Origin of the sequence: Nonomuraea glycinis (assembly GCF_035920485.1) — a bacterium.
Classification (GTDB): Bacteria; Actinomycetota; Actinomycetes; order Streptosporangiales; family Streptosporangiaceae; genus Nonomuraea; species Nonomuraea glycinis.
The window spans coordinates 2,030,625-2,043,412 of record NZ_CP109166.1; the positions used below are offsets into that span (position 1 = coordinate 2,030,625).

The 12,788-nt window shown below is 70.3% G+C and carries 10 protein-coding genes; 4 read left to right on the forward strand and 6 right to left on the reverse strand.

Going from position 1 to position 12,788, the window contains the following annotated elements:
- Window positions 1-46 precede the first annotated feature (46 nt).
- Together OHA68_RS09430 and OHA68_RS09435 are read right to left on the reverse strand one after the other, a co-directional pair.
- Window positions 47-859, reverse strand: coding sequence for an SAM-dependent methyltransferase (locus OHA68_RS09430; protein ID WP_327107257.1), 813 nt, complete (start codon window positions 857-859; stop codon window positions 47-49).
- Window positions 859-1,899: an AraC family transcriptional regulator gene (locus tag OHA68_RS09435; RefSeq protein ID WP_327107258.1), complete on the reverse strand. Its 1,041-nt coding sequence runs from the start codon at window positions 1,897-1,899 to the stop codon at window positions 859-861. Before OHA68_RS09435 ends, OHA68_RS09430 begins: the two co-directional genes overlap by 1 nt.
- 130 nt (window positions 1,900-2,029) lie before the next feature.
- On the opposite strand from OHA68_RS09435, the gene OHA68_RS09440 reads away from it, so the two are divergent.
- Both OHA68_RS09440 and OHA68_RS09445 read left to right on the forward strand, forming a co-directional pair.
- Entirely contained in the window at window positions 2,030-2,977 is a 948-nt protein-coding gene (locus tag OHA68_RS09440) for a zinc-binding alcohol dehydrogenase family protein (protein WP_327107259.1), read from the forward strand.
- Between the two features lie 221 nt (window positions 2,978-3,198).
- Window positions 3,199-4,122, forward strand: a complete 924-nt coding sequence (locus OHA68_RS09445) for an alpha/beta fold hydrolase (RefSeq protein WP_327107260.1) — start codon at window positions 3,199-3,201, stop codon at window positions 4,120-4,122.
- Here OHA68_RS09445 and OHA68_RS09450 read toward each other — a convergent pair.
- From OHA68_RS09450 to OHA68_RS09465, 4 genes are read right to left on the reverse strand one after another with little or no spacing between them, the layout of a single operon-like run.
- Window positions 4,119-7,184 (reverse strand): alpha-mannosidase, encoded by a 3,066-nt coding sequence (locus OHA68_RS09450; RefSeq protein ID WP_327107261.1) that lies wholly within the window; start codon window positions 7,182-7,184, stop codon window positions 4,119-4,121. The genes OHA68_RS09445 and OHA68_RS09450 overlap by 4 nt on opposite strands.
- 26 nt (window positions 7,185-7,210) lie before the next feature.
- Window positions 7,211-8,062 carry a carbohydrate ABC transporter permease gene (locus tag OHA68_RS09455; RefSeq protein ID WP_189142584.1) on the reverse strand — a complete coding sequence of 284 codons (852 nt, stop codon included), beginning with the start codon at window positions 8,060-8,062 and terminating at the stop codon, window positions 7,211-7,213.
- A gap of 1 nt (window position 8,063) precedes the next feature.
- Complete coding sequence (locus OHA68_RS09460; RefSeq protein ID WP_327107262.1) at window positions 8,064-8,936, reverse strand: carbohydrate ABC transporter permease; 873 nt, start codon at window positions 8,934-8,936, stop codon at window positions 8,064-8,066.
- A complete protein-coding gene (locus OHA68_RS09465) occupies window positions 8,936-10,222 on the reverse strand; it encodes an ABC transporter substrate-binding protein (RefSeq protein WP_327107263.1) in 1,287 nt (428 codons plus the stop codon). Before OHA68_RS09465 ends, OHA68_RS09460 begins: the two co-directional genes overlap by 1 nt.
- Window positions 10,223-10,353: 131 nt before the next feature.
- On the opposite strand from OHA68_RS09465, the gene OHA68_RS09470 reads away from it, so the two are divergent.
- Together OHA68_RS09470 and OHA68_RS09475 are read left to right on the forward strand one after the other, a co-directional pair.
- Window positions 10,354-11,385 carry a LacI family DNA-binding transcriptional regulator gene (locus OHA68_RS09470; RefSeq protein WP_327107264.1) on the forward strand — a complete coding sequence of 344 codons (1,032 nt, stop codon included), beginning with the start codon at window positions 10,354-10,356 and terminating at the stop codon, window positions 11,383-11,385.
- 101 nt (window positions 11,386-11,486) lie between these two features.
- Entirely contained in the window at window positions 11,487-12,719 is a 1,233-nt protein-coding gene (locus OHA68_RS09475) for a glycoside hydrolase 5 family protein (protein ID WP_327107265.1), read from the forward strand.
- Window positions 12,720-12,788: the final 69 nt, after the last annotated feature.

Below are 12,788 nucleotides of genomic sequence, written 5' to 3' on the forward strand. Positions count from 1 at the left end.
GGTCACCGCCCCGCAGGTCCGGCGGGGCGCGTACGGGGCGCGATCTTCATGGCTTGCGGACGACCCCGCACCACTGGTCGACCTCGACCGGCAGGTCGCCGTCCCATTGTGGCTCGGGGCGCCAGCGTGAGCACGAGACCCACCCCGGCTCCACCACCTCGAGACCGGTGAAGAAGGCGGCGATCCGCTCGGGGGTGCGCAGCTTCAGCTTCGGCTGGGCGTCGAGATTCCACACCCGCACCGCCTCGGCGGTGGTCTCGCCGTTGACCGCCGTGGTGGTGTTGGCCACCGCGATGTAGCTCCCGGACGGCACCGCGGCCAGCAGCCGGTCGATGATGCGCTGCAGCTCGTCGTCGTCACCGATGAAATGCATGACGCCCAGCAGCATGATCGCCACCGGCTGGGAGAAGTCCAACGTCCCGGCCGCCTGCCGCAGGATGTTGTCCGGGTCGCGCAAGTCGGCGTCAATGTAGTCGGTGGCGCCCTCCTTGGAGCTGGTCAGCAGGGCACGGGCGTGCACCAGCACCAGAGGGTCGTTGTCGACGTACACGATCCGCGACTCGGGGGCCACTCCCTGCGCGACCTCATGGGTGTTGTCCTGGGTGGGCAGCCCGGTGCCGATATCAAGAAATTGCCGGATCCCCACCTCGGTGGCCAGATAGCGCACAGCCCGCCCCAGGAACAGCCGGTCGGCCCGTGCCAGCTCGATCACCACGGGAAAGATCTTCCGAACCCGCTCCCCGACCTCCCGATCCACCGGGAAATGGTCCTTACCGCCCAGCCAGTAGTTCCAGATCCGTGCCGTGTGCGGCACGTGCGACTGGAGTCTGTCCTCGACGTTGGGCTCGTCGGCCATCATCAACCCTTCCAGAACAGCGGGAAGCCCCCAGAATGGGGACTTCTGCGGCTATATCTAGGGTGACGGCGGCCGGCGGTGGCTCGCAAGCGGTTGCCGTACATTTTTGGATCTTGAGCACCGCCGGCGTCTTCCGCACTGACGCGCGCGTACCGTCGTGGGGAGATGCCCATGACGCGCTTGAACGCCGTGTTGAACGCGTGCTCGGATTCGTATCCGAGCGACCCCGCGATGCGCGCCAGCGTGTCGTCACCGTGGACGAGCTTCTCTCCCGCCAGCATCATCCGCCAGCGCGTGAGGTAGGCGATCGGCGTCTCCTGGACCCGCTCGCGAAAGCGTGCGGCGAAGGTCGATCGCGACATGCCGACCCGCGCGGCCAGCTCCTGCACGGTCCAGGGGAACGCCGGATCCGCGTGCATCGCGCCGAGCGCCGCACCCAGCTGGGGATCGGCGAGGGCCGCGAACCATCCGGTGTCGTCGCGGGAAGGCTCCGACAGATACAGGCGGAGGGCCTGCACCAGCATCATGTGCGCGAGCTGCTGCGCCACCAGTGATGAGCCGGGCCGGCCCTCGCGCAGCTCCTCCATCATGAGCTCGATGGACCATCTCAGCCTGGCCCGATCGCCCGAGGTCCGCACCTGGATGAGGGGCGGCAATGTCCGCAGGAGCACCTCGGCGTGGCGGCTGTTCACCTCGAAGCGACTGCCGACCAGGAACACGTCGCCGCCACCGTTGTAGGTGACGATCTCGCCGCTGCGGTCGGGGTCGAGCACGTCGCTCGCCCGTTTCGGCTCGGCGCGCAGGTCACTGCCGATGCGCACCGGCCGCCCGCTGGGCAGGACGAAGCAGTCCCCTGCCTGGAGGCGCACCGGCGCGTCGAGGCCCCGCATCGCCAGCCAGCACGTGCCCTGGGTGACGGCATAGCACTTGATGCGGCCGGCCAGGTCATCGAGCGTGAGCGCCCATTCCCCGCCGGCGTCGAAACCCGCGGTGATGTAGCTGTGCGGCTTCAGCAGGGAGAGAACCTCGGAGAGGGGATCCACGCGCTCCTCGGACGATCGCGAACAAAACAGCGAGCTTCAAGCATAGCTCGTACGAATCGTCCCGCCTATCTTTCAGAGCAGGGTCCCGGAAAGAGGACCCCGGACATCCCCTGCCGAGGAGTGAAACAGCTTGAAAGCTGCGATCGTGAATGCGTTCGGCGTCGCGCCGTCGTTCCAGGATTTTCGTGAGCCGGAGGCCGGCGACGGCGAAACCGTGGTCACGGTGCACGCCGCCCCGCTCACCCCGATCGTGCGGAGCCTGGCCGCGGGCAGGCACTATACGAGCGCCGCGTCCGCTGGATTCGTACCGGGGGTCGACGGCGTCGGTGTCGACGACATGGACCGCCGCGTCTACTTCCTCTTTCCGAAGGCTCCCTTCGGATCCATGGCGGAGAAGTCGCTCGTCGCGAGCCACATGATGGTGCCGGTACCCCAGAATCTGTCCAGCGAGAGCGCGGCGGCCATCGGTGCGGCCGGGCTCGCCTCGTGGGTCGCGCTGTCCCGCCGGGCCAAACTCCGGGCCGGTGAAACGGTGCTGGTCATCGGCGCGACCGGCGCCGCGGGCGGCATGGCGGTGCAGAACGCCCGGCATTTCGGCGCGAGCAGGGTCATCGCGGTCGGTCGTGACGAGACGCGGCTCAAGCGTCTGGACGCGGATGTGCGGATCGCCCTTGACGACGACGCGGACAAGGCGCTGCGCGCCGAGTTCGACCAAGGAGTCGACGTCGTGCTCGACTTCGTCTGGGGCGAGCCCGCCAGTCGCGTCCTGAGAGCCGCGACCCAAGGCCGTGGCTCCCGATCCGGCGAGCCGCGCCTGCGCTATGTGCAACTCGGCACCATGGCGGGCGATGAGATCCCTGTACGTGGCGACATGCTGCGCAGCACGGGCTTGGAGCTGATCGGCAGCGGCATCGGCAGCGTGGCCGTCGAAGAGCTGCTGGCCGGCGCCGGCGAGCTGCTCACGGCCGCTGCCACGGCGGACTTCGACGTGCCGTTCACGAGCCTGCCGCTGCGGGCCGTGGCCGATGCCTGGAACGGCGCCCCGGACGTTCGCCACATCCTCACGCCCGGGCTGTAAGGGAGGTCGCAGGGTCGATGAAGAGCTGGCCACCCGGGGCGGGCTGGTGACGCCGCAGCTCACGATCGTCCTGGGCGCCGGTTGTCCCCCGTGCGAGCTACCGGCAGATGTCCACCACGTGGTGACGTTAAGGGCATGGTCGATTCCGTAGCGTTCCTTCCGTGGTTGCGGCGCTTCGGTCGCTCTGCCCCCCTGCGAATCAGCTCTCACTGGAGGACATCATGCTCCGCAAAATCAAGGCATCCGCCGTGGCCGCGCTGTGCTGCACCGTGGTCGGTGTGGGGCTCGCCGGCACCGGGACCGCCTCGGCGGAGGAGTGGGACCCGTTCGCCGCCACCGCCGCGTCGGACTGGGACCCCTTCGCCCCCACGGATCGCAAGGACCCGATCTCCGGCACCAAGAAGATCAAGATCGCGGGCAAGTCGGTGAACGTGTCGTGCTCGGGCGTCCCGGCGCGGGGCAAGCCGGTCATCGTGCTGCTGGCCGGGGCGGGTGACGGGCTGGACAAGCTGGCCGCCCTCCAGAAGACCCTGAGCAAGAAGAACCAGGTCTGCTCGTACGACCGGCTGGGCGCGGGCGCGAGCGACCAGCCGGGCGGCCCGCAGAGCTTCGCCAGCACCGGGAAGATCCTGACCGGGGTGCTCGACCGGGTCGCCGGTAAGCGTCCGGTCGTGCTGGCCGGGCACTCGCTGGGCGGGCTGATCGCCGCGAGGTACGCCCCCGACCATCGGGACCGGGTCAAGGGACTGGTCCTGATGGACGCCACGTCACCCACGATGGCCGGCGACATCAAGCGGGCGATCCCGAAGTCCGCCAAGGGCCCGGCGGCCGAGTTGCGGGCGCAGAACCTCGCGGTGTTCACCGGGCAGAACCCGGAGAAGCTCGTCATCCCCGACGGGCGGGTCCGTTCCGCCGGGAGAATCCCGGTGCAGGTGATCCAGCACGGCAAGCAGTATCTCGCCGCCCTCCCCCAGTACGGTCCGCGCCTGGAGAAGGCGTGGTCCGCGGGCCAGCGCAAGTGGCTCGCCCTGTCCAGCCGCGCCAAGCTGAGCACGGCCAAGAAGAGCGAGCACTACATCTACGTCGACCAGCCCGAGATCGCCGTCAAGGCCATCCAGCGCGTCGCCGCGCAGGCCACGCGCTAAGCAACCGGCCCGCGGACCAGCCTCAGGGTGACGAGCTCGAAGGGCCGCAGCCGCAGGGACACCGGCTCGCCTCCGGGGTACGGGTCGGCCACGGGGCGCTCCAGCAGGTCGGCCGGGATGGCGGCGGAGATCGGGAAGTTCGGCGTCAGGGTGGCCCTGGCGCGGGCGCCGCGCGACTCGTGGAAGCGTACGATCACGTCGCCGCTCTCGTCGTCGGCCAGCTTGACGGCGGTGACCACCACCGCGTCGTCGTCCAGCGTGACCAGGGGCGCCACCTCGGCGCCACCGGGCACGCGGCGCTCGGGCAGGTTGACGAAGTGGCCCTCGCGCACCGCGTCCCCGATCGTCGCGCCCGGCACCAGCGCGTGGTGGAAGTGGTGCAGGCCCTGGTCGGTCTCCGGGTCGGGGAACCGGGGGGCGCGCAGCAGGGAGATCCGCACGGTGGTGGTCGTGCCCGAGTCGGCCGCCCGGACCGTCCGGGTCACGTCGTGGCCGTAGGTGGAGTCGTTGACCAGCGCGACGCCCCAGTCGGGCTCGCCCACGTGCACGAAGCGGTGGTTGCACGCCTCGAACTTGGCCGCCTCCCAGCTCGTGTTGGTGTGGGTGGGGCGGTACACGTGGCCGTACTGGCTCTCCGCGGCGTACCGCTCCGCGTGCACGTCCAGCGGGAAGGCCAGCTTGAGGAACTTCTCCGTCTCGTGCCAGTCGACCTCGGTACGGATGTCGAGCCGCTTGGCGCCGGGCGGGAGGGTGAGCACCTGGGTCACCGTGGAGGCGCCGAACGCGCGGACGACGCGGACCGAGCCCGGCTCGTCGCCCGGCGTCACCTCCTCGGCCTCGGTCAGGTCGGTGACGGTGTTGCGGTAGAACTCGTCCACGTCCCAGGCGTCCCACATGTTGGGGAAGTCCGGGTGGATCTGGAGCAGGTTGGCCGCCTGGCCGGGCGCGACGGTCTCGCGGTCGGCCGCGAGGTCGTACGCGGAGACCACCAGTCCCCGCTCGTCGATCTCCACCCGCAGCAGACCGTTGTCCAGCAGGTAGCCGCCGCCCTCGCGCGCCGTCGGCCCACTGACACCGGCCCCGTCCCCACCCGCATCGTTCGCGTCCGCCCGCGCGGCTCCGCCGGCCGGGACGGCGGCGCGGGTGTGCGGCGCGGCGTTGAAGACGACCGTGCCGCCGACCGTGCCGCCGACCGTGCCGCCGGCGGGGTCGCCGGCCAGGGCTCGCTGGGCGGCGCCGATGATCTCCTCCAGCTCCCCGGCCACCGCCGCGTACGTGCGCTCCGCCTCGCGGTGCACCCACGCGATCGACGACCCGGGCAGGATGTCGTGGAACTGGTGCAGAAGCACCGTCTTCCAGATCCGGTCGAGCTGCGCGTACGGGTAGGCGAAGCCGGCGCGCACGGCGGCGGTGGCCGCCCACAGCTCGGCCTCGCGCAGCAGCGACTCGCTGCGCCGGTTGCCGCGCTTGGTCTTGGCCTGGCTGGTGAGGGTGGCCCGGTGCAGTTCGAGGTAGAGCTCGCCGGTCCAGACGGGCGGGTGCGCGTACTCGGCCTCCGCCTTGTCGAAGAAGGCGGCGGGGGTCTCCCAGGTGACGGTGGCCGAGCCTTCCAGGTCGCGCAGCCTGGCCGCCTTGGCGACCATCTCGCGGGTGGTGCCGCCGCCGCCGTCGCCCCAGCCGGTCGGGGCGAGCGAGTGCCTGGCGACGCCCTTGTCCTTGAAGTTGGTCGCGGCGTGCGCGATCTCCCGGCCGCTCATGGAGCAGTTGTAGGTGTCCACGGGCGGGAAGTGGGTGAAGATCCGGGTGCCGTCGATGCCCTCCCACAGGAACGTGTGGTGCGGGAACGTGTTGGTCCGGCTCCACGAGATCTTCTGGGTGAGCAGCCGCCTGGAGCCCGCCGCCTTGATGATCTGCGGCAGCCCGGCCGCGAACCCGAACGTGTCGGGCAGCCACACCTCGTCGTTGTCGACGCCGAACTCGTCGATGAAGAACCGCTTGCCGTGCACGAACTGCCGGGCCATCGCCTCCGAGCCCGGCATGTTGGTGTCGGACTCCACCCACATGCCGCCCGTCGGGACGAACCGCCCGGCGGCCACCGCCTTGGTCACCTCGGCCCACACCTCGGGCCGGTGCTCCTTGATCCACGCCCACTGCTGGGCCTGTGACATGACGAAGACGAAGTCCGGCTCGTCGCGCAGCAGCGCGGTCATGTTGGAGGCGGTCCGGGCCACCTTCCGTACGGTCTCGCGCAGCGGCCACAGCCAGGCCGAGTCGATGTGCGCGTGGCCGACGGCGCTGATCCGGTGCGCGGAGGGCACGGCGGGCGCCGACAGCACGCCCGCCAGCTCGGCGCGGGCGGCCTCGGCGGTGCCGCCGACGTCCTGGAGGTCGATGACGTCCAGCGCCCGCCCGATGGCGCGCAGCAGCTCGTAGCGCCGGGCGGACTCGACGGGCAGCTCCGCCATGAGCTCGCCCAGCACTTCGAGGTCGATGACGAGCTGCCAGACGGCCTCGTCGAAGACGACCAGGTCCATCCGGGCGAGCCGGTACTGCGGGGCGGTCCCGGCCGTCTCCTTGTCGCCGAGCCGCGTCGGCAGGAACGGGTGATAGTCGAGGATGACCGGGTTGGAGGCGGCCTCGATGTGCAACCGCACCTCCTCCCCGCCCTCGACGGGAGCGCCGACGCGCACCCACTGGTTACGCGGGTTGAGGCCCTTCACCGGGGTGCCGTCGGGGCGGTAGACCAGGCCCTCGCACTGGAAGCCGGGCATGTTCTCGTCGAAACCGAGGTCCAGAATCGCCTCGACCGTCCGCCCCGCCCACCGCTCCGGCACGGTGCCGGTGACGGTGAACCAGCTCGTCCCCCACGGTGCGCCCCACCTGTCGCCCACCGCGATCGGCGCGGACGCCGCCGCCAGCCCCTCGGCGACCGCGACCGGCTCCCCGGGCGCGTGCCACACCGCCACTTCCAGCGGTACGGACTCCGGATGGACGGCCGGGCGTACGCGCTCCTGCAGCACGCGCTTGAGACGGGCTTCGACCAGCGTGCGGTCATCGTGCATCGAGCGGCTCCTCGTGGAGGGGGCGGTCAGCCCTTGATGGCGCCTTCCGCGACGCCCCGGAAGAAGAACCGCTGGAGCGTCGCGAACAGGATCACGATCGGCAGGAAGGAGATCATCGTGCCGGCCGCGATCAGGCGAGGATTGTTGGCGAACGTGCCGTTGAGATACTGCAGGCCGACGGTGAGGGTGTAGTTGTCGGGGTCGTTCAGGACGATGAGCGGCCACAGGAAGTCGTCCCAGGCGCCGATGAAGGAAAAGATCGTGACGACGCTGAGCATGCCGCGCACGTTAGGCAGGCCGATGTGGCGCAGCCGCTGCCACACCGTCGCCCCGTCGATGACCGCGGCCTCGTCCATCTCCTTGGGAATCGCCTGGAACGCGGTGTACATCAGCAGCACGTTGAGCATCGCTATCGCGCCCGGCAGCGCCACGCCGAGGAGTGTGTCGGCCAGGCCGAGCCCGCGTACGGTGACGTACTGCGAGATGATCGTGACCTCGCCGGGCAGCACGAGCGTCGCCAGGAACAGCCCGAACAGCAGCTTCGCGCCGCGGAAGCGGAGCTTGGCCAGCGCGAACCCGGCCAGGGTGGCGCCGATCAGGTTCCCCGCCACCACGATCGCCGCCACGGTCAGCGAGTTGAGCGCGTAGGACCAGACGGGGATGGTGTCGGCGACCCCGGCGTAGTTGTCCAGCGTCGGGTGCTCGGGCAGGAAGCTCGGCGTGGCGGTGTAGATGTTCTCGTCGAGGCTCTTGAGCGAGGTGGACAGCTGCCACAGGAACGGTGAGATGGTGAGCGCCAGCACCACGAGCAGCAGGGCGTAGCGCACCGCCTTCTCGCGCGTGCTGATGGTGTTGAAGCCGCCCCGGCGTGCTCGCATGTCAGGCTCCCCTCCGGTTGAGCCGCAGCAGCAGGAGCATCGGGCCGATCGTGATGACCAGCAGGACGATGCTGAGCGCGGAGGCGTAGCCGAGGTGGCCGGTGAGTCCCCGGCTGTAGAGCTGGATGAGCATCACCACCGACATGTCGCGGCCGCCGGGCCCGCCGGTGCCGTTCGACAGGACGTACAGCTCGGAGAAGACGCGCAGGGCCGAGACCGAGACCAGCACGGAGATCAGCAGCATCGTGTTGCGCACCCCCGGCACCGTGATGCTCCAGAACCGGCGCACCGGGCCCGCGCCGTCCACGGCGGCGGCCTCATGCAGCTCGCGCCGGACGTTGCCCAGTGCCGAAAGGTAGATGATCATATAATATCCGAGGCCCTTCCAGACGGTCAGGCTGATCGCGCTGAGCAGCAGCAACCACCGGTCGGTGAGGAACGGCAGCGGCTCACCGATCACGCCGAGCCACTGCGCGAAGCCGTTGATCATGCCTCGGTCGTCGAGCAGCCAGCCCCAGATCAGCGCGACCACCACGGCCGAGGCGACCACGGGGGTGTAGAAGGCGGTGCGGAAGAACGTGATGCCCGGCAGCTTCTTCTCCACCAGGATCGCCATCAGCAGGGGCAGCAGGGTGAGCAGCGGCAGGCAGATCACCATGTAGACGATGCTGTTGACCAGCGCGTCGACGAGCTGGGAGTCGTTCAGCAGGCGGTCGTAGTTGTCCAGCCCGGTGAACCAGCCGCCCCCGAGCGGTTTGGCGTTGGTGAAGGAGAGGATGACCGTGTTGATCGACGGCCACACGGAGAACACCATCAGCCAGACCGCGGCGGGGGCCACCAGCAGCCACGGCGTGAACCAGCGCTGCCGGGTCATCAGCCTTTGAGGAGCCGGTCGCACTGGGCCACCGCTTCGTCGAGCGCTTCCTTGGACGTCACGTCACCGCTGATCGCCGAGGAGAACTGCTGCGCGACGATCGTCTTCATCGCGTCGCTGACCTGGACCGGCGCGAGCAGCTTCGCCTTGGCCAGCGAGTTGAAGGCGAGGACCTTGGCGTCGCCGGAGTTGGTGCCGTCACTCTTGCTGAAGAACGGGTCGTTGGCCGAGGCCGTGGTGCTGGGGAAGATGTTCACCAGGTGGGCGAAGGCGGCCTGGTTCTCCGCGTTGGTCACCCAGCGGGCCAGCGCGACCGCGGTGGGGACGTTCTTCGTCCTGGCGGAGACCGCCAGGCCCTGCACATAGAGCGGCGGGGTGCCGATCGCGGCCGACGGCACGATCTTGGGCGCGAGGCCGGGGTTGTCACCGGCCAGGCTCGTGATCAGGTTGCCGCCGCCGGTGGTCCACGCCACGCTCTCCTGGGTGAACAGCTTGGAGTTGCCCGCGTAGGTGTCGGTCAGGATGTCGCGGGGCAGCAGGCCCTCCTTGTAGGCGGCACGATACTTGTCGAGCAGGGCGGCGGCCTCGGGCGTGTTGAAGGTGAAGCGGGTGCCGTCCGGGGACATGACCTGCACGCCCGCGTTGGTGAGATCGCTCAGCTCCGGCCTGCGGCTCATCAGGAAGACCCTCTTGCCGGCCTTCTCCTTGAACGTCCTGGCCTGCTCGATGAGCTCGTCCAGGGTGGTGGGCAGTTTCGCCGGGTCGAGGCCGTTCTTGGTGAGCAGCTCGGTGTTCCAGTAGTTCACGTCGGTGTTGAGGTACCACGGGTAGCTGTAGATGCCCTCGATCCCCGGATACCTGTAGGCGTCGAGGCCGCCGGCGACGTATTCCTGGGTGGCCTTCGGGTCCGCCTTGGCGACGTCGAGGAGTAAGCCCTGCTTGGCCAGCGGGAGCCCGAACTCGGGGGGCAGGTTCGTGACGTCGGGGAGGTTGCCGCCCGCCGCCTGGCTCAGCACCTTCTCGGAGTAGTCCTCGGCGGGCTGGTCGAGCCACTCGACCTGGACGCCGGGGTATTTCTTCTCGAAGCCGTCGATGACGCCCTGGACGTAGTCGGTGAACTTCGGCTTGAGCGCCCACGTCTGGAAGCTGACCTTGCCCGTCACCTCGCCGGCGACCGACGCGGTGGGCGCCGCCGCCTGCTCGGGCGTGCCGAGCCCGCACCCTCCGGTCGCCCCCACGACCAGCGCTGTGGCCACTGCGGCCAGTCCTGCCCAGTGCCTTCGCATGACAGCTCTCCTTAACTTCCACCGAGGTACTAAACCGCTCTAGTTGCCGGACTATCCACCGGGCTAGACTCCGGTGTCAATAGCTGTGGACAAAACGCGTGCGGCGAGGTTCCGCGCAGAAGGAGCACGTAGTGGCCCGACCGACCATCGCCGACATCGCCCGCCGGGTGGGGGTGTCCAAGGGCGCGGTGTCGTTCGCGCTCAACGGGCGCCCCGGCGTCAGCGAGGCGACCCGGGCCCGGATCCTCCAGGTGGCCGACGAGATGAACTGGCGTCCGCACAGCGCCGCCAGGGCGCTGGGCGGCGCGCGGGCCGGCGCGGTGGGGCTGGTGCTCGCCCGGCCCGCCAGCACCCTGGGCGTCGAGCCGTTCTTCGCCCAGCTCCTGTCCGGCCTGCAGGCCAGGCTGTCGGCGGAGTCGATGGCCATGAATCTCCTGGTCGTCGAGGACTCCGCGGCCGAGATCGAGACCTACCGGGAATGGACCTCGGCGCACCGCGTGGACGGCTTCGTCCTGGTCGATCCGACCGTCCGCGACCAGCGCTTCGAGGCGTTGGAGGCGCTCGGCGCGCCCGCCGTGGTGCTCGGCGGTCCGGGGCGGTTCGGCGCGCTGTCCAGCGTGTGGGCCGACGACAGGGAGGCGATGCTGTCGGTCGTCGACTATCTCGCGGCGCTCGGTCACCGGCGCGTCGCGCACGTCGCGGGGCTGCCCGGCCTCCGGCACACCCAGCGCCGCATCCGGGCGCTGCGCGACTCGGTCCGCCGGCTCGGGCTGGTCGACACGGTGTCGCTGCCGACCGACTTCAGCGACGCCGAGGGCGCGGCGGCCACCAGGACGCTGCTGTCCCGCCCGGGGCGGCCGACCGCGATCGTCTACGACAGCGACGTGATGGCGCTGGCCGGGCTGGGGGTGGCGGGTGAGATGGGCGTACGCGTGCCCGGTGAGGTGTCGATCGTGTCCTTCGACGACTCGGTGCTCACCCGGGTCACGCACCCGGGCATCACCTCGCTGTCGCGCGACACCATCGCGCTCGGCGGGCAGGTGGCCGAGGTGCTGCTCCAGGTGATCGCCGACCCGGCCCTGCGCCGCGACGTCAAGACCGCCACGCCCCGGCTGGTGGTCAGGGAGAGCACCGCGCCGCCCGCACCTGGCACGGCGGGCTGAAGGAAGGCCGGCGCCCTTGGGTACGGCGCGTCGCTCACTCTTGGCGGATTGACTAAAGCGGTTTAGATTCCAGGGAGATCGACTCGACCCCCGGAGGACGCGTGCCCCTGCCCTTGCCCAGCCCGCCCCCGCTTCGTTTCGGCGCCAACTACGTGCCGTCGTCCGGCTGGTTCTACGGCGCGCTCGACCGCGCCGCCGCCGACGCCGTCCGGCGCGACTTCGAGGACCTCGCCGGGATCGGGCTCGACCATGTCAGGGTGTTCCCGATCTGGCCGTGGATCCAGCCCAACCGCTCGCTGATCAGGCAGGCGCCGATCGACGACCTGCTCGGCCTGATCGACCTGGCCGCCGAGTTCGAGCTGTCCGTCTCGGTGGACCTGATCCAGGGGCATCTGTCCAGCTTCGACTTCCTGCCGTCCTGGGTGCTCACCTGGCACCGGCGCAGCCTCTTCACCGACCCGGAGGTACGCGCGGGCCTGGTCGCCTATGTGGACCGGCTCGCCCGGGAGGTCGCCACCCGCGCCAACGTGTTCGCGGTCACGCTCGGCAACGAGGTGAACAACCTCTACCCCGCCAACCCGACGACGCCCGAGGCGTCCACCGCCTGGGCCGCCGAGCTGATCGACGCCGCCCGCGCCGCCGCGCCGCGCCTGCTCACCCTGCACTCGCTCTACGACGCCACGTGGTACGAGCCCGGCCACCCCTTCCATCCCGCCGACAACGTCGAGCTCGGCGATCTGACGACGGTCCACTCCTGGGTGTTCAACGGCGTCTCCGCGCTGGACGGCCCGCTCGGCCCCGCCACCGTCACCCACGCCGACTACCTGGTGGAGCTCGCCGCGGCCACCTCGGCCGATCCCGCCCGGCCGGTGTGGCTCCAGGAGGTGGGCGCGCCCCGGCCCGACATCCCCGAGCACGACGCCCCGGAGTTCGTGCGCCGCATGCTCGGCGACGTCATCGCCAACCCGGCCCTGTGGGGCGTCACCTGGTGGTGCTCCCACGATCTCGACCGTTCCCTCGCCGACTTCCCCGAGCGTGAGTACGACCTCGGCCTGTTCACCGTGGATCACGTGGCCAAGCCCGTGGCCAGGGAGCTGGCGGCGGTCATCCGCGAGCACCGCCGGCCCACCGGGCGCAGGCCCGCCCTGGTGTGCGAGGTGGATCTGCGGGCCGAGCCGGAGCGCCGGGACGAGGTCGCGCCGGGCAGCGCCTTCCACACCGCGTGGGTGCGGCGGCGCCGGACCGGCCCGCTGGCCATCGTCACCGCCGCCCGGGCGGGTGACACCGCCTATCTCGACGCGCGCGGGATCGACACGGTGCTGACCCCGTGCTGACACCGTGCTGACCCCGGCGTGAACTGCCGCACGCCTCCGCTCGCCGATTGAGGACACCTGCGACAGGGC